The 16,245-nt window shown below is 73.2% G+C and carries 16 protein-coding genes; 2 read left to right on the top strand and 14 right to left on the bottom strand.

What is annotated here, in order from left to right; translation table 11 throughout:
• Positions 1–54 precede the first annotated feature (54 nt).
• Positions 55–1,035 (top strand): helix-turn-helix transcriptional regulator, encoded by a 981-nt coding sequence (locus FH715_RS07210; RefSeq protein ID WP_139641951.1) that lies wholly within the window; start codon positions 55–57, stop codon positions 1,033–1,035.
• 140 nt (positions 1,036–1,175) lie between these two features.
• Here the strand turns inward: FH715_RS07210 and FH715_RS07205 are convergent, their stop codons facing one another.
• The 5 genes from FH715_RS07205 to FH715_RS07185 form a co-directional block, all read right to left on the bottom strand.
• Positions 1,176–2,165: an excalibur calcium-binding domain-containing protein gene (locus FH715_RS07205; protein WP_170184662.1), complete on the bottom strand. Its 990-nt coding sequence runs from the start codon at positions 2,163–2,165 to the stop codon at positions 1,176–1,178.
• Positions 2,166–2,384: 219 nt separating this feature from the next.
• Positions 2,385–3,290 (bottom strand): aminoglycoside phosphotransferase family protein, encoded by a 906-nt coding sequence (locus tag FH715_RS07200; RefSeq protein WP_139641947.1) that lies wholly within the window; start codon positions 3,288–3,290, stop codon positions 2,385–2,387.
• 72 nt (positions 3,291–3,362) lie between these two features.
• A complete protein-coding gene (locus FH715_RS07195; RefSeq protein ID WP_139641945.1) occupies positions 3,363–5,687 on the bottom strand; it encodes a heavy metal translocating P-type ATPase in 2,325 nt (774 codons plus the stop codon).
• A gap of 71 nt (positions 5,688–5,758) precedes the next feature.
• The gene (locus tag FH715_RS07190; RefSeq protein ID WP_139641943.1) at positions 5,759–6,688 is read right to left on the bottom strand and encodes a hypothetical protein; all 930 of its coding nucleotides are present in this window, start codon (positions 6,686–6,688) and stop codon (positions 5,759–5,761) included.
• 74 nt (positions 6,689–6,762) lie between these two features.
• On the bottom strand, positions 6,763–7,041 hold the full coding sequence (locus tag FH715_RS07185; RefSeq protein ID WP_139641941.1) for a heavy-metal-associated domain-containing protein: 279 nt from the start codon (positions 7,039–7,041) through the stop codon (positions 6,763–6,765).
• Positions 7,042–7,224: 183 nt separating this feature from the next.
• Between FH715_RS07185 and FH715_RS07180 the strand changes: the two genes are divergently transcribed.
• Entirely contained in the window at positions 7,225–7,686 is a 462-nt protein-coding gene (locus tag FH715_RS07180) for a DUF4396 domain-containing protein (RefSeq protein ID WP_139641939.1), read from the top strand.
• A gap of 38 nt (positions 7,687–7,724) precedes the next feature.
• Here the strand turns inward: FH715_RS07180 and FH715_RS07175 are convergent, their stop codons facing one another.
• The 9 genes from FH715_RS07175 to FH715_RS07135 form a co-directional block, all read right to left on the bottom strand.
• A complete protein-coding gene (locus tag FH715_RS07175) occupies positions 7,725–8,693 on the bottom strand; it encodes an alpha/beta hydrolase family protein (protein WP_139641936.1) in 969 nt (322 codons plus the stop codon).
• A 76-nt stretch (positions 8,694–8,769) separates the two neighbouring features.
• Positions 8,770–9,510, bottom strand: coding sequence for a TetR/AcrR family transcriptional regulator (locus FH715_RS07170; protein WP_139641934.1), 741 nt, complete (start codon positions 9,508–9,510; stop codon positions 8,770–8,772).
• An 85-nt stretch (positions 9,511–9,595) separates the two neighbouring features.
• Complete coding sequence (locus tag FH715_RS07165; RefSeq protein ID WP_246108611.1) at positions 9,596–10,918, bottom strand: acetylxylan esterase family protein; 1,323 nt, start codon at positions 10,916–10,918, stop codon at positions 9,596–9,598.
• A gap of 80 nt (positions 10,919–10,998) precedes the next feature.
• Positions 10,999–12,225: a cytochrome P450 gene (locus FH715_RS07160; RefSeq protein ID WP_139641932.1), complete on the bottom strand. Its 1,227-nt coding sequence runs from the start codon at positions 12,223–12,225 to the stop codon at positions 10,999–11,001.
• The gene (locus FH715_RS07155; protein WP_139641930.1) at positions 12,222–12,845 is read right to left on the bottom strand and encodes a hypothetical protein; all 624 of its coding nucleotides are present in this window, start codon (positions 12,843–12,845) and stop codon (positions 12,222–12,224) included. Before FH715_RS07155 ends, FH715_RS07160 begins: the two co-directional genes overlap by 4 nt.
• A 133-nt stretch (positions 12,846–12,978) precedes the next feature.
• The gene (locus tag FH715_RS07150) at positions 12,979–13,518 is read right to left on the bottom strand and encodes a DUF3995 domain-containing protein (RefSeq protein ID WP_139641928.1); all 540 of its coding nucleotides are present in this window, start codon (positions 13,516–13,518) and stop codon (positions 12,979–12,981) included.
• A 77-nt stretch (positions 13,519–13,595) separates the two neighbouring features.
• Positions 13,596–14,450: a tryptophan 2,3-dioxygenase family protein gene (locus FH715_RS07145; RefSeq protein WP_139641927.1), complete on the bottom strand. Its 855-nt coding sequence runs from the start codon at positions 14,448–14,450 to the stop codon at positions 13,596–13,598.
• Positions 14,451–14,468: 18 nt separating this feature from the next.
• The gene (locus FH715_RS07140) at positions 14,469–15,257 is read right to left on the bottom strand and encodes an ABC transporter permease (RefSeq protein ID WP_139641925.1); all 789 of its coding nucleotides are present in this window, start codon (positions 15,255–15,257) and stop codon (positions 14,469–14,471) included.
• Complete coding sequence (locus tag FH715_RS07135) at positions 15,254–16,237, bottom strand: ATP-binding cassette domain-containing protein (protein WP_139641923.1); 984 nt, start codon at positions 16,235–16,237, stop codon at positions 15,254–15,256. Before FH715_RS07135 ends, FH715_RS07140 begins: the two co-directional genes overlap by 4 nt.
• Between the last annotated feature and the right edge of the window lie 8 nt (positions 16,238–16,245).

Genomic DNA, 16,245 nt, shown 5'->3' with positions numbered 1-16,245 from the left:
GTGGACGGCCGCAGCACCCCGCGTGCCGTCCGGGGGACGCTCAGGGAGGTTGACGTGGGGGACGACACGGGGATCGGGCTCGGTCTCGACAAGCGCGCGGAGTTGGTCTACCGCAAGCTGCTGCTGGGCCCGCGATGGCGACCGCACGAACTCAGCCGTGACTTCGGCTGGCCCGAGGCGGAGATCAACGCCATCCTCGCCACGCTGCGCGCCGACGGGCTGGCCAGCTCGTCGGGTGACGACCCGAAGGCGGTGCGCGGCATCGAGCCGTGCGTGGCCCTGCCGACGCTGCTGGCGCGGCGGATGCGCGAGGCCAACACCGCCCAGGCCGGCCCCGTGATGGTGGAGCGCTTCGTGCGCCTCCACGAGCGGGCCACCGACCGGCTGGGCCCGGTCACCCAGGGCACCGGCCGCGACGAGGCGTCGACGATGGTCGAGCGGCTGATCACCAGGGTCGAGAAGGACATCGTCTTCCTGGTGCCGGGCGGCAGCGCCTCCGACCCGGCCGACGGCGCGTTCGAACTCTCCCGCCCCATCGCGGACATGGCGCTGCGGCGCGGCGCGACGGTCCGCTCGATCTGGGCCCCCTCGGCGCTGCGCTCGCCGGCCTGCGCGCGGCACGCGCAGTGGCTCGCCGAGCAGGAGATGCCGCCGCGTTCGGTCAGCCCCATCCCGATCCGCGCGATGATCATGGACGGCACCACGGCCGTGGTGGTCAGCGAGGACAACCGGGCCCGGCTCGTCTGGGCGGCGCCCGAGCTGGAGTGGCTCAACTCGGTGGCCGAGCGCCTCTGGGAGCGCGGGATGCCCGTCCGCCAGGCGGCGGGCCGCGCCAGCTACACCAAGACCCGCCGGCCGCGCTCGGAGATCGTGCTGCGGCTGCTGGCCGAGGGCCTGACGGACGACGCGATCGCCCGCCGCCTCGGCTGCTCGGTCCGGACGGTGCGCAACGATGTCGCCTCCGCGATGACCGCGCTGAACGCACGCAGCCGCTTCCAGGCGGGGGTGCGTGCGATGCAGGTCGGCCTGATCTGACCTGACGCCGACCGCGGCCGACGACCTACCGACAACGGGGGGTGGGTTGTCGGCCGTGCCCCCACCCCCCCACCGCCGGCCACCACCGGTCCGTGCCGGGCCCGGTCCGTGCCGGGTCCGCGTGGCGGCGCCGCCGCGTGTCAGGTCTCGCAGGCCACTCCGTCGCCGTCGCGGTCGAGGTGTCGGGCGTAGCCCGGCTCGCCGCGGTGCAGCGGAGCGGCGCCGGCCGCACGGACCGCGTCGCAGTTCTCGTAGTGCGTGATGCCGCCGCCTGAGTCGTCGTCACCCGAGTCTCCGGAGCCGGAACCGGAGCCACCACCACCGGAGCCTCCCGAACCGCTCGAACCGCCGCCGCCCGTCGTGGGATCGGGGGCCGGCTCGGGTTCGGGCTCCGGTTCCGGCTCCGGCTCTGGCTCCGGCTCGGGGTTGAGCCGTTCGTTGTCGGCCGCCGGGCAGTCGGTCTCCGGCTCGACGAGGGAGAGCCGCGCCGTCGTCGCCTCCGGCTCCGCGATCTCCCTTCCCGGGGCCGGACGTTGGAAGCAGACCAACCAGTCGTCGTACTCGTCCGGCAACTCCACGTCGCGATAGGAGCTGTTGCCCTCCACGTCGCTCAGCCCGGCTTCGGTCAGCCGCTCCACGGCCTCCGCGTAGTCCAGTTCGACGACGGAGGGCACCGTCGACGCCAACACGGCCAGTCCGTCCGCCGTCGGGCAGGGTTCGCCCTCGCGTACCGTCGCGAAGTCGATGGTCTCCCCCGGCGCGAGCGGCTCGCCTGCCTCCGGGGTCTGGAAGCAGACGGTCCACTCCTCGGCGACGTTCTGCGTCGCGTCGCCCTCGGTCGCGTCATGGGCGGCGGTCTCGTACCCGGCGGCCTCAGCCGCCTCGCGGGCGACCGCCAGGTTCTGACCGACATAGTCGGCCACCTCGCGCGGCTCCTCGTCGACCACCGCCTCGGCGTCGGCCGCGGCCACCTCTGCGTCCTCCGCCTCCTCTCTCGGGGCGAAGACCAGGAAGAGGAGCCACACGGCCGACAGCCCCATGGCCACGATCTTCCGCCGCTGCGGCCAGCCACTCCGCCAGGCCAACCAGATGCCCACCGGCGGGAAGAGGACCAACAGCAGGACGATCACATACGGATGCCGCCATCTGGATTCCGGTCTCCCGGGAGGCCTAACGGGCGGCGACGGCGGGTCGTTCTGAGGAGTTCGCATGGATGTCCGGTGACCTTTCGATGGCCGAATTCTGTGGAGCGCTGGCACGCTACCGAAGATCCGACGACTCATCAGGAAGTTCACCGATCTGTGGCCAACGGTCCGATCGGGCGGGCGCGTTGGCGATCTCGACCCCGTTCAGGCCGTGAGGCGACGCAGGGCCGCGGTGGCGGGTGGGCCCCAGGTGGGCTTGCCGCCGGGGCGGCCCTCGCGGCCCGCCTGGGCGATCTGGAACGCGGACAGCACCCGCGCCAGCGCCCAGCCGCGGGCGCGGCGCACCGTCGCCGGGTCGGGGGCCGGCCGGTACGCGGCGAGGAGGTCGTCGGCCGCGCCGTCCGGGAGCAGCAGCCAGGCGGCGGACAGGTCGTAGGCGGGGTCGCCCGCGCACAGGTCCCCGAAGTCGATCACGCCGCTGAGCGTGCCGCCGGCCGTGAGGACGTTGGCCGGGTGCAGGTCGCCGTGGAGCCAGACGGCGGGGCCCGGCCACTCGGGTGCCGCCAGCGCGTCGGCCCACAGCGCGCGGGCCGCGTCCGGGTCGGGGACCAGACCCGACGCGGCGCCGGCGGCGAGGAGTTGCTCGATCCCCGCCGTGTGCGCGGCCAGCGGGCCGCCCCGTTGCCGGCCGGCCGGCGCGTCCGCCGGGGCGGGCAGATGCAGCGCGGTGAGGAACGCGGCCAGCGTCCCGGCCGCCTCCGGCCCCCGGGTGACCGGCGCCCGGTCGGCCGGCGTGCCCGGCACCCAGGTGGTGACGAGCCACGGCCGGGGGAAGCGCGGCGAGGGCTCGCCCAGCCGCCACGGAACGGGCACCGGCAGCGGCAGCCGCTCGGCGAGCGCCGGCACCAGCGCGAACTCCTTGCGCAGCAGCGCGTCGGCGGACTCCGTCGCCCAGGGCAGCCGCACCGCGAGGTCGTCACCGAGCCGCCACAGCTGGTTGTCCCAGCCGCGCGCGCCCAACTCCACGGGTAGGTCGGCCAGATCGGGGTGCTGCTCGCGCAGCAGCGCGGTGACCAGCTCGGCGGTCATCTCGGTGTCGGTGTGGGTCATGCCGGCCCACGGTAGCCGGGGCGTGCACCGGGGCCGGCGGAGGCCGAGGGCCGGCCGTCGCCCACGGAAGCGTCAGGCCGTCGCCGCACCCGCGGGCCCCGTCTCCGTCCGCGTCGCGCGGAAGCCGCGCAGGCGGAGGCTGTTGGTGACGACGAAGACCGAGGAGAGGGCCATCGCCGCGCCGGCGAGCATCGGGTTGAGGAGGCCGGCGGCGGCGAGCGGGAGGGCGGCGACGTTGTAGGCGAACGCCCAGAAGAGGTTGCCCCTGATGGTGGTCAACGTCTGCCTGGCCAGCCGGATCGCGTCTCCGACGGCGCGCAGGTCGCCGCTGACCAGGGTCAGGTCGGCCGCCTCGATGGCGACGTCCGTGCCGGTGCCCATCGCCAGGCCGAGGTCGGCGGTGGCCAGCGCCGCCGCGTCGTTGACGCCGTCGCCGACCATCGCCACGACCCGGCCCTCGGCCCGCAGCCGGGCGACCACGTCGGCCTTGTCGCGCGGCAGGACCTCCGCGATCACGTGGCGTTCCTCGATGCCGACCTCACGCGCCACCGTCGCGGCCACCCGCGCGTTGTCGCCGGTCAACAGCATGGGCGTCAGGCCCAGTTGACGCAGCTCGGCGAGGGCGGCGGCCGAGGTCGGCTTCACCGCGTCGGCGACCACCAGCACCCCGCGCGCCGCGCCGTCCCAGGCGACGGCGACCGCCGTGCGGGCCTCGTCCGCCGCCTCGGCCATCGCCCGCGCCAGCTCGGGCGGCAGGGCCAACTCCTCCTCGGCCAGCAGCCGTTCCCTGCCGACCAGCACCGTGTGGCCCTCGACGGCGCCCCGCACGCCGAGCCCCTCGGCGTTGGCGAACTCCTCCGGCACCGGCAGCGCCCCGCCGGAACGCGCCAGCGCCGCCTCGGCCACCGCGCGGGCGACCGGGTGCTCGGACGCGTGCTCCAGCGCGCCCGCCAGCCGCAGCACCTCGTCCTCGCGTTCGCCCTCGGCGGCCACCACGGACAGCAGCGTCATCCGGCCCTCGGTGACCGTGCCGGTCTTGTCCAGCAGGACGGTGTCGACCCGGCGCGTGGACTCCAGCACCTCGGGGCCCCTGATCAGCACGCCGAGTTGGGCGCCGCGCCCGGTGCCGACCAGCAGCGCCGTCGGCGTGGCCAGGCCCAGCGCGCACGGGCAGGCGATGATCAGCACGGCCACCGCCGCCGTGAACGCCGCCGACGCCCCGTCGCCCGTGCCCCACCAGAAGCCGAGGGTGCCCGCGCTGAGCGCGATCACCAGCGGGACGAAGACCCCGGAGATCCGGTCGGCCAGCCGCTGGACCCGCGCCTTGCCGTTCTGCGCCTCCTCGACCGTCCGCGCCATCCGGGCCAGTTGGGTGTCGGCGCCGACCCGGGTGGCGCGCACCACGAGCCGGCCGCCCGCGTTGATCGTCGCGCCGGTGACCCGGTCGTCGACGGCGACCTCGACGGGCACCGACTCGCCGGTGAGCATGGAGGCGTCGACCGCGGAAGAGCCCTCGACCACCACCCCGTCGGTGGCGATCTTCTCGCCGGGCCGCACCACGAACGTGTCGCCGACGGCGAGCCGTTCGACCGGCACCCGCTCCTCGCGTCCGTCCACCAGCAGCCCCACGTCGCGCGCGCCCAGCTCAAGCAGCGCGCGGAGCGCGGCGCCCGAGCGGCGCTTGGCGCGGGCCTCGAAGTAGCGGCCGGCGAGGAGGAACGTGGTGACGCCCGCCGCCGCCTCCAGATAGATGTTGCCGCCGCCGTCGACCCGTTCGACCGTCAGCCGGAACGGGTGGGTCATCCCCGGCTCGCCCGCCGTGCCGAAGAGCAGCGCGTACAGCGACCAGCCGAGCGCGGCCAGCGTGCCGAGCGACACCAGGGTGTCCATGGTGGCGGCGCCGTGCCGCAGGTTGGTCCAGGCGGCGCGGTGGAACGGCCAGCCGCCCCAGAGCACCACCGGCCAGGCGAGGGCGAGGGAGATCCACTGCCAGTGGGTGAACTGCCAGGCCGGGACCATGGCCAGCGCGATCACCGGCACCGTGAGCACCGCCGAGGCCAGCAGCCGCTGCCGCAGCGCGAGCAGCCGGCCCTCCTCGGCCGGGTCGGCGGCCCGGTCCGCGTCCCCGTCCGCCGGGTCGGGCGCGGGCGCGGGGGGCGGCGGCGGTTCGGCGGTGTAGCCGGTGGCCTCGACGCGGGCGACCAGCTCGTCCACCGTGACGCCCTCGGGGTAGCTGACGCTGGCCTTCTCGGTGGCGTAGTTGACCGTGGCCGTGACGCCGTCCATCTTGTTGAGTCGGCGCTCCACCCGGTTGGCGCAGGAGGCGCAGGTCATGCCCCCGATGGCCAACTCGACCCGCTGGGTGGCGCCGGGAGCGGCGGTCTCGGTGCTGCTCATGGTCTCCCCCGCTTCTCTCCGTCGTCGTTCGGTGCGTGCGGCCGGTCGTCGTTCCGTGCGTGAGGTCGGGCTCAGTGCCCGTGGCCCTGGGCCCCGGCGCCCGCGTCGACCCGGAGGGTGAACTCGGCGGTGCGCACCCGCCCCTCGTGTTGGAAGTCCAGGTAGAGGCGGTAGTCGCCGGCGCTGGGCACGGTGGTGTGGAAGGTGGTCCCGGGGCCGGCCGGCGTCGTGCCGTCGCCGGGCTCGCCGCGCGGGTGCGCGTGGAGGTAGCCGAGGTCGCCGGCGCGCAACGCGACCAGATGGCCGTGGGCGCCGAGGTAGGGCTCCAGGTCGGTGACCGGCTCGCCGTCCCTGTGGACGTGCCACGTCAACGCGGTCTCGGCGCCGGCCCGCACCTCGTCGCCGTCCGCCGGCTCCAGGGTGACGGTGTAGTCGTCGACGGCGGCGGTCGCGGCCGGCTCCGGCAGCGGCTCGGGGGTGTGGGTGCCGGCGACGGCGAGGTCGGCGCCGAGGGTGAGGCCGTCCTCCTCCCCCTCCGGGAGGAAGTCGGCGAACATCCGGTAGGTGCCGGCCTCTTCGAGGAGCAGCGGAACGGACCACGTGCCGTCGGGCCCCAACTCGGGGTGCAGATGCTGGAATCCGGTCAGATCGCGGCGGACGACGATCAGATGCAGCTTCTTCTCGTGGCTCACCTGGTAGGAGGTGAGCGGTGCGCCGTCGGGTCCCTCGATCCGGAAGGCGAGGTCGGTCGGCTCGCCGGCGGCGGGCGGCTCCTCGGGGGGCACCAGGGTGTAGCCGCGTTCGGAGATCTGGAGGCCACCGGGCGTCGCGTGCCCGCCGGCGCCTTCGCCGTGCGCGTCCGGCGCGGCCTCGTCGCCGTGGTGGGCGGCGGGGGGCTTGTCGTCGACCGGGCTGCCGACCAGTCGGCCGACTCCGAACGCGGCGCCGAACGTGAGGGCGACCCCCGCGCCGAAGGCGCCGGCCCTGATCGCGGTGTTCATGCTGCTGGTCCCGTCTGCCGTGTGCCTGGTTCTGGCTCCCCCGCGCGTCGCCCGGTGGGGCGGGCGGCGACCGCTCAGTGGCAGCCGCCACCGCCGCAGCAGCCGCCCTCGGCGGCGGCGGGCGCTTCCGGCGCCAGCCGGTACCCCGCCTCGTCCACCGCCCCGGCCACCGCCGCGCGGTCCAGCGGCGCGGCGCTGACCACGCGGAGCAGCCCGGTGGACAGCTCGACATGCGTCTCGGCGACGCCGTCCAGCGCGCCGACCTCCTCGGTGACCGCGCTGACGCAGTGGCCGCAGGTCATGCCCTCGACGGTGTAGCGGGTCTCCACGGTGCCCGCGGTGGCAGCGCTCATGACGGATCTCCTGTCGCTCGGGGCCCTCCGGCCTCTCGGGTCGCCGGAGTCACCGACGACACCGCCTATGGAATACCCCAGGGGGGTATTAGTCAAGCGCAACGCCGCTCAGCGGCGGAACGACGCGCCCGCCGACAAGATACCCCCCGGGGGAATGGCCGCGCGCGGGTAGGGTTCCGGGCCATGAACGCTCCCTCAGCCCCCACCGGCTGGCGCCCCGCGCTGCGCGCCACCGGCCACTGCCTGGCCGGCTGCGCCGTGGGCGAGGTGCTGGGCATGGCGATCGGCACGGCACTGGGCTGGGGCAACGTCCCCACCCTGCTGCTGGCGATCGTCCTCGCCTTCGTCTTCGGCTACTCGTTCACCCTGCGCTCCGTGCTCCGCTCCGGGCTGTCCCTCGGCGCGGCGCTCGGCGTCGCCCTCGCCGCCGACACTCTCTCCATCACGACGATGGAACTGGTCGACAACGCGGTGCTGCTGCTCCTGCCCGGCGCGGTGGACGCGCACCTGGACGACCGCCTCTTCTGGTGGTCCCTCGCCCTGGCCCTGGCCCTCGCGTTCGTCGCCACCGTCCCCGTCAACCGCCACCTCATCGCCCGGGGCCGAGGCCACGCGGTCGCCCACCGCCACCACCACGGCGGCTGACGGAACGCGGGAGCCCACCGCCCGCCGCGGAGCCGGGGCTACCTCATGTGGGTGGCGAACCAGTCCAGCATCTCCTCGGGCTCGCGCTGGAAGTACAGGTAGCCGTCCCAGCGGGCGGTGGTTCCGTGGACCCAGACGAGTTTCTTGTCCTCGATCGGGATGTTGTCGAACATCGCCTGGACGTCGTCGGGGCGGGTCATCAGGTCGTCGTGGACCTGGTAGAGGAAGGTCGGGACGGTGACGCTCCTGGCGGCCTCGACCGGCGACATCTCGGAGAACGGGAAGCTGACGATCCGGCGGACCTTCTCCTCCAGCTCGTCGATGCGCTCGGGGATGCCCAGCATCTCCAGGGTGCGCTCCATGGTCACGCCGACCGACAGCGGCTGCGGGGAGACGACGCAGCGCACGTCCTCGAAGTACTCGGGGTACATCCGCATGGCGAACATGGTCGCGTTCGAGCCCTGGCAGCGGCTGAACAGACCGACGGTCATGTCCTTCAGGTCCTCGTGGCCGCGCACGTACCGCAGCGAGCCGACGACGTCGCGGGCCTCGAAGCGACCGCCGCTGCCGATGCCGCCGTTGCCGGTTCCGCTGTGGCCGAGGTTGCGCATGTCGTAGGTGAGGACGTGGTACCCGGCCTCGTGCAGGATGCGGTAATCGGGAACGAAGTCGACCTCGAAGTCGTTGCCGGTGCTCGCGCCGATCGACTTCCACGGCTCCAGGTGGGCGGGAAAGCCGTACCGGTTGAACCACAGGGGGTGGTTCGCGATGATCAGCTTGTCCGATCCCTCGCGGGGGATGTACCAGGCTTCCAGCGGCACGCCGTCCATGGAGGGGAAGGACACCTCCTCGAAGTCCAGGCCGTAGTCACCCGGGGTCTTGAGGATCGGCGAGCGCATGGGGTGACCGAACCCCTGCGCGATGCCGTCCAGGATGGTCTGGATCTCCCCCTCGCCGAGGGCCTGCTCCTGGCGCCGCTCCTGGTGCTGGTGCTGGATGGTGCTCATGTGCTCCTCATTCCTGTGAGGTTCCGCGGGCCGAGGGGGCCCCCGGCGGTGTGGCCGGTCGTTCCGGAGGGCGCCGTCAGGACGGGTCACCGCCCGCCGTGGGGCCGGGGACGGCCAGCTGGGCCAGCCATTCGCGCAACAGCGCGGCCTCCGAGGCACGGAGCGTGCCGACGGAGCCGTGCGGCATCTCCGCTTCCAGCCGCGCGGCGGCTCGCACAAGCCCCGGCGTCACCGAAGCCGCCCCGGGGACGGCCGGCGGGCCGATGACGGCCGCGGTGACGGCGTCACGCACGAGGGCCGACAGCTGGTCGTCGGCCGCCGCGCGGGTGCGGACCAGATGCAACGTGACCCCCACCGCGGCCGAGGACACCATGTCCGCGGCCGTCCCGGCCGGCACGCGCAGCCGCCCGGCTCGCTCCAGGTCGCGCATCATCGCCACGAGAACGGCGTGGGCGTGCTCCGCCGGCGCTGTGAGGCCGTCCATCAGGCGGCCGTACATGATGGCGTAGAGCGCGGGGTTGGTCACCCCGAACTCCACGTGCGTGTCCCAGCCGCGGCGGAAGTCCTCGACCGGGTCCCCGGTCGTCTCCCGGGCCTGCTTGCGGGCCAGATAGCGGCTGAACCTGTCCGCCGCCACCTCCCGCAGCAGACCGTCCTTGTCACCGAAGTGGTGGTACAGGGTGGGCGCCGCGACGCCGGCCGCGACGCACACCTCGCGGGTCGAGAACTCCCCGCTGGGCGACGCCGCCAGTAGGTCGGCAGCCGCCTCGATGATCAACGCGCGGGTTCGCTGGGCCGATGAAGCTTCCTTCGCCATATAGCGATGATACGCAAATGGCCCTCGAAAGCCCACCAGGAGCCTATCGGCGCTATACGAGGTGCCATGCGAGATGACCCGCCGGTCAGGCGACCCGGTGGAACCAGTCGATGATCTCGGGGATGGCCGCCACATGGGAGCCGATGTGGCGGGACCCCTCGAAGTCGACCTCGCCGAGGTCGACTTCGCCCGGGTCGACGCCGGCGGCGCGGAAGGAGGCGAGGCAGGCGTCCGTGTTCTCGTTGACGGCCTGCTCGTCGTCCGTCGCCTCGAAGAGGGTGAGAGGCGCCTCGGGGTCCCAGTCGGAGCAGACGCCGTCCAGCTCCGCGAGGGCGTCGGCCATCGCGCCGGTCGGCTCGGCCAGGAGCCGGCGGCCCTCGTCCGTCAGCAGCTCGTCGAGGGAGGCCGGCAGGCCGGCCATCACCTCCTCGCCGGGGTGGTCGCCGTCGAACAGGTCCTCGACGGTGTCGGCGTAGGGCGCGCGGAAGACGTCCTCCGGGGCCCCGTACACGTCGTGCAGCCGGTCGAACGCCACCAGCAGGTAGGCGCCGTAGGCCACCGCCCACCGCGGGTCGACCCGGCCGTCGAGGACGGCGGGCAGCTGGCTCGCGGCGAAGTCGTAGCCGCCGCTGACCGGGGCGAGCGCGCCGAGCGTGAAGTAGTCGTCGCCGCCCTCGCGCAGCTCGCGGCCGAGGCCGAGCGCCGCCGACGCGCCCTGCGAGAAGCCGGTGACCAGCACCTCGGGCTCCAGCTCGCGGCCCTCCCGGGGCGCGAACTCGCGCGCGGCGCGCAGCAGGTCGAGCGAGGCGGTGGTCTCCGAGGGCACGTCCATCCAGGGGTGCGGTCCCGGGCCCTCGCCCAGTCCGAGGTAGTCGGGGGCGACGGCCGCGTAGCCGGCCGAGGCGTACGCGACGGTGGGCGCGGTGGCGAAGCCTCGGCTGACCGAGGGCGCCGAGGCCCGGTCGACCTCGGTGCCGTGCGCGTAGGAGACCAGCTGGAGCCGCTCCCCCGCGTCGCGGGGCAGCGCCAGCACCCCGCTGGCCGTGGTGGGCGCGCCCTCCGCGTCCACCGTGCGGTAGGTCAGCCGCCACAGGTCGACGCCGTGCTCGGTGTCCGAGGCGTCGAAGCCGTTCTCCGTCAACTCGTCGGCCGCGGCCTCGCCGTCGGGGAGCGCGAAGAGCGGCTCGGCGTCGACGAGCGCGCCGCGTTCCGCCTCATCCGACTCCGCGCCCGACTCCGCGCCCGCCGCCGGGCGGTCCTCGGACCCCTCGTCGTCCCCCGCCACCGCCGCGACCACCGGGATCGCGCCGGCCACCACGAGGCCGGCCGCCGCCGCGATCCAGGTCTTCCGCACGCCGCGCATCGCCATCATCTCCACCCGTTCGTCCCTGCTCCGTGCTCCTCCCACGCTGGCAGCGGGGGCGGCGGGGCGCACGGGGCCCAGTGGGTGTCCGGGGGTGGAGCCAGTCCCACCGCCGGGAGGTGGCGTCAGGCGGCCGAGAAGCTGACGGGGAGGTTCCGGTAGCCGTAGAGGAAGTTGGAACGGATGCGCTCCGGCGTGCCGACCAGCTCCATCGTGGCGACGTTCTCCCGCAGCTCGTCCAGGAGCGCCTTGAGCTCCTCGCGGCCGAGGAACGCGCCCAGGCAGAAGTGCGGGCCGTAGCCGAAGGTGAGGTGCTTGTTGGGGGTGCGGGCCAGGTCGTAGGCGAACGGGTCGGCGAAGACCGACTCGTCGAAGTTGGCCGAGGTGTTCCAGAGGGTGACGATGTCGCCGGCCGCGATCCTCTCGCCGCCGACCTCGACGTCGACCAGCGCGCGCCGCCCGAAGTGCATCGCGGGGGTGGCCCAGCGCAGCACCTCCTCGGTGGCGACGTTCGTGGTGACCTCGCCGGCCTTGAACCGCCGCCACTGCTCGGGGTGCTGGATGAACGCCAGCACCGTGCTGATCGAGGAGACCCGGCTGGACTCGTCGCCGCCGAGGATCAGGCTGTAGCAGTTGAAGATGATCTCCTCCTCGCTGAGCCGCTCGCCGTCGATCTCGGCGGTGACCAGCGTGGAGAGCACGTCGTCGCCGAGGTTGCGGCGGCGGTGGCGGGCCAGGTCGGAGAAGTACAGCAGGATCTCGTTGCGGGCCATCACCTGGTCGTCCAGGGAGTCGTTCTCCGCCTCGGAGCTGAGGGTCTTCTTGTTCCACGCCAGCAGCTGCGGGCGGTCCTGCGGGGGTATCGCCATCAGGTCGCAGATGGTGCCCATCGGGATGTGCTCGGCGACCTCCCTGGCGTAGTCGAAGGAGTCCTTCGCGACGACCTGCCCGACGAGGTCCTTCGTGCGCTTGCGGACGCCGGCCACCACGTGCTGGAGGGCGCGTGGGGAGAAGGACTTGAGCATCATGTTGCGGATCGCGCGGTGGCGCGCGCCGTCGGTGACGGCGAGCATCTTGCCGGCCGCCGAGTCGCCGCCGGCGAGCAGCGTGGCGAGGACGTTGCCGCGCTCGGAGGTGAAGTTCTTGTTGTCCTTGTAGACGGACATCGCGTCGGCGTACCGGGTGACCACCCAGAACGGCGGCCGGCCCGGGGTCTCCGGGTGCCGGTGGACGGGCCGTTCGGCGCGGAAGCGGGCCCACATCTCGTGCAGGTCGTCGCGGACGAACGTGCCGGGGTCGGTGAGGTCGACCGTCAGCGGGTCGGGCGCCGAGGCGAGGTCGATGGCGGTCATGCGGGCTGGTCTCCCGGGGTGCTGGTGGTCTGGTCTTCGCGTGCCGTCGGCGGCTGCTCGGCGGCGGGCCCCTGGGGGCCGGCGGCGGCGCGCCGCTCGGACTCCTTGCGGATGCTCTGGAGCCACTCGATGCGGATCACGCCGCTGGGCAGCCGGATGACCTTCCAGTAGCGCGCGAACTTGCGCCGGGTCGCGTCGTCCGTGCTGATCACCCGCGTCTCGGTGGACAGTTCGCCGTCGTCCACACGGAAGTTGAAGGCGACCTTGTAGTGGCCCGGCTCGGTCAGCCGCTGGAAGCCGGTGAACGGGTCGTCGCCCAGCGGCGAGGGGCCCTTGTCGCCGCTGGTGCGGACGGCGGCCCCGACGATCAGCTCGTCGTCGTCGCGGTGCAGCCAGCTGAAGCCGCCCGCGACCATGCTGTCCAGGAACGGGCGCTTGCCCTGTCCCCGCTTGGTGCCGAGGGTGCCGACCCGCATCAGCAGGTGCATCATCGGCAGGTCCTTGAACTGGAGTTCGCGGGCCGTCCGCAGCACCTCGGCCCGGGGGGCGCGCACGGGCTGGGTGTGCCGGTCGCGCACGTCCCACTCGGGGATCAGCTCGTCGAGTCGGGTGGCCGTCATAGCAGCTGCCTCGTTCCCTCTGGGTTCCTTCGACGGGGATGGTTCGGGGGTCGTTCCCGGGGCGTCCCGGGGTCGTTCCGGGGTCGTTCGGTGGGTGCGTCTCGCAGGCGCGTTCGGGGTGGTACCCGGCGGCTCAGGAGGTGACGGGGCGGGTGCGGCGCTGGTAGTACCAGCTGGCGAAGGCGAAGAGAACGCCGCCGAGCATCCAGAACGGTTCGTAGACCAGCAGGCTGAACCGCTCCAGGCCCTCCAGCGGGGTGTCCCGCATGTCCAGCCAGAACTCGGCGAGGCCGACCATCGCCGGCAGCGCGTGCACCACCATCAGCGCCGCGCAGCCCCAGCCGCCCAGCAGCAGCCAGAAGCGTCGGATGTGCAGGCCCCAGCGCTGGACCAGCGCCAGGGCAAGCGCGGCGCCGCCGAGGTTCATCGGGATCGCGATGATGTCGATGATGAACAGCGGCAGGTTGTCCCGCAGCGTCTCGCCCGGCGGCAGGCCGAACGTGCCGCCCAGCGCCCAGTAGGCGTGGAAGCCGGCGAAGATCAGCATCCACAGGGCGGCCGTGTAGGCCCACCACTTCTCGGCGCCCGGGTCCTTCACGTGCGCGGGCGGGGTGGTGAAGATCCGTCCTGGCGCCTTGACGTCTCCGGGCCTCTCGGCGGTGCTCGCGGTCATCGTGTGCGTTCCTTCGTGTGGGGGAGCTGGGTCGTGGGCGGTCAACGGTCAGCGGTGCGACGGGCGCGGTGCGAGGCTCACTCGCTGCCGTAGCCCATCGGGCAGCCGTAGACCACGTCCCCGTCCCCCTCGGCCGACGGCTCGTCCGGCGTGCTGTACACGGCCGCCCTGGCGTCCTGGAGTTCGGGGAAGAACCACTGGTTCAGGGTCGACTGTAGGAAGCCGGCGCCCGAGCTGCCGCCCGAGCCGCGCCGGGTGCCGAGCATCCGGAAGACGATCAGCCAGTGGCGGTAGCGCCACTGGTGGAACATCGCGTCGTAGGACAGCAGCTCGTCGGCGGTGTCCCGCAGGTCGCCGTAGGCGTCGTCCGGCGCCGTGTACAGCTGGTCGGCCGTCACGCCCCGGCGCTCCAGCAGCGCGGCGAAGGTCTCGCGCAGCGAGGGCTCGTCGAACCGGCGGCGCAGCCTGGCCAGTTCGTCCCCGGTGGCGCCGGGCAGCCGCAGATAGCGGGAGTCCTTGTGGCCCGAGACCATCTCCAGCTCGCGGAACTGCACGGACTGGAAGCCGCTGGCGTCCTCCAGCGTGAAGCGGAACTCGTTGAACCCGCCCGGGGTCATGGTGTCCAGCACGTCGATGTGGCCGAGCCAGAGGCGGGTGATCTCCCGCAGCCGGCGCAGCCCGGCGCGCGCCGTGGACAGCTCGCCCTCGGCGAGCCGGGTGCGCACGTGCTCCAACTCGTCGAGGGAGAGCGCGAACCACAGCTCGAACGACTGGTGGGTGATCTGGAAGAGCAGCTCGTCGTGGGCCTTGGTGGAACGGCCCTGGAGGGTGAGCAGCTCGGGCAGGCGCAGGAAGGAGCCGTAGGTGACGTCCTCCTTCTCCGGCCTCCCCGGCAGGGTGTCGGTCACGGGGTCGGTGACGGTGTCGGTCATGGTGGGTGTCCTCCCGGGTCAGCCGGCCGCGGCCGTCTGGTACTTGCGGACCGCGAGCGGTGCGACCACGGCGAGGATGGCGACCATCCACACCACGCTCAGCAGCACCGGGTTCTCGGTGGGGAACGAGCCGCTGTTCGAGGCGGACGGGTTGCCCCACAGCTCGCGGCAGGCGCCGACGATGGCGCTGAGCGGGTTCCACTCGGCGACCACCCGCAGCCAGTCGGGTAGACCGGTCAGCGGGATGAAGGCGTTGGACAGGAACATCACGGGCATCAGCAGCACCGAGGGCACCGAGGCGGCGGTTTCCGCGTTGCCGACGGAGAGGCCGATCAGGGCGCCGACCCACGCCACCGTGAAGCCGAAGAAGAGCAGCAGCGCGAAGCCGGCCGCCACTTCGAGGAAGCTGGTGTGGACGCGCCAGCCGATGGCCAGCCCGACGCCGGCCATGGCGACGCAGCTGAGCGCGCGCAGCACCATGTCGCCGACGGTGCGGCCGATCAGCACCGCCGAGTTGGACATGGGCAGCGAACGGAACCGGTCGATCAGCCCGTTCCGCAGGTCCTCGACCGCGCCGACCGCCGAGTTGGGGACGGCCGTCATCACGCCCTGCACGAAGATGCCGGCCATGATGAACTCCTCGTAGCCGCCGTTCGGCACCTCGATGACGCTGCCGAAGAGAAGGCCGAAGAGCAGGGCGAAGATCATGGGCAGCAGCACGGCGTTGACCAGCTTGCCCGGGGTGCGGATGAGGTGCCTCAGGTGTCGTTCCACACAGACGACGCCGTCCACGACCGCCGTGCTCATGCGGGGCTCCTCTCGGGGGCGGCGGCCGACTGCTCGTCGGACGCCCTGTTCTGGCCGGTCAGGCTGAGGAACACGTCGTCGAGCGAGGGACGCCTGACCGCGAAGTCCACCACCGGGATGCCGCTGCGCTGGAGCGCGACGGCCGCCTCGGCGACGTCCGTCATGCCCCGGGTGAGCTGCACGGAGACGCCGCGGCCGTCCTCGGCGAGCGTCGGCTGGGCCGCCGTCACCCCGGAGAGGGTGTGGGCGGCCATCGTCTGCTGCGCCGGGTCGCCGACCGTGACGTCCAGGCGGGCGCCGCCCACCTGGTCCTTCAGCTGGTCGGCGGTGCCCTCGGCGATGATCTGCCCCTTGTCGACGACCACGATGCGGTCGGCCAACTGGTCGGCCTCCTCCAGGTACTGGGTGGTCAGCAGGCAGGTGACGCCGGCGGCGACCTGCTTGCGGATGATCGCCCAGAGCGTCTGCCGGCTGGCCGGGTCGAGCCCGGTCGTCGGCTCGTCGAGGAAGAGCACCGACGGCTGGTTGATGAGGCTGGCCGCCAGGTCCAGCCGGCGGCGCATACCGCCGGAGTACTTGCCCGAGGGCCGGGTGCCGGCCTCCACCAGGTCGAACTGGTGGAGCAGCTCGTCGGCGCGCAGCTTGGCCTGCTTGCGCGAGAAGCGTTGCAGCATCCCGATCATGACCAGGTTCTCCCGGCCGGAGAGCTGCTCGTCGACCGCCGCGTACTGCCCGGTCAGCCCGATGGCGCGCTGCACGTCCTTGCGCTGCTTGACCACGTCGAACCCGGCGACGCGGGCGAAGCCGGCGTCCGGGGTGAGCAGCGTCGACAGGATCCGCACCGTGGTGGTCTTGCCGGCGCCGTTCGGGCCGAGCACGCCGAGCACCTGGCCGGCGGGGACCGAGAGGCTCAGCCCGCGCAGCGCCTCGAAGTCGCCGTAGCGCTTCCGCAGGCCCTCCGCGTGGATCGCCAGTTCCATCACATCAC

This window comes from Streptomyces sedi (genome assembly GCF_006335015.1).
GTDB lineage: Bacteria > Actinomycetota > Actinomycetes > Streptomycetales > Streptomycetaceae > Streptomyces > Streptomyces sedi.
The sequence above is the reverse complement of the archived record's forward strand: the minus strand, read 5'-3'. Positions and strand labels throughout refer to the sequence as shown.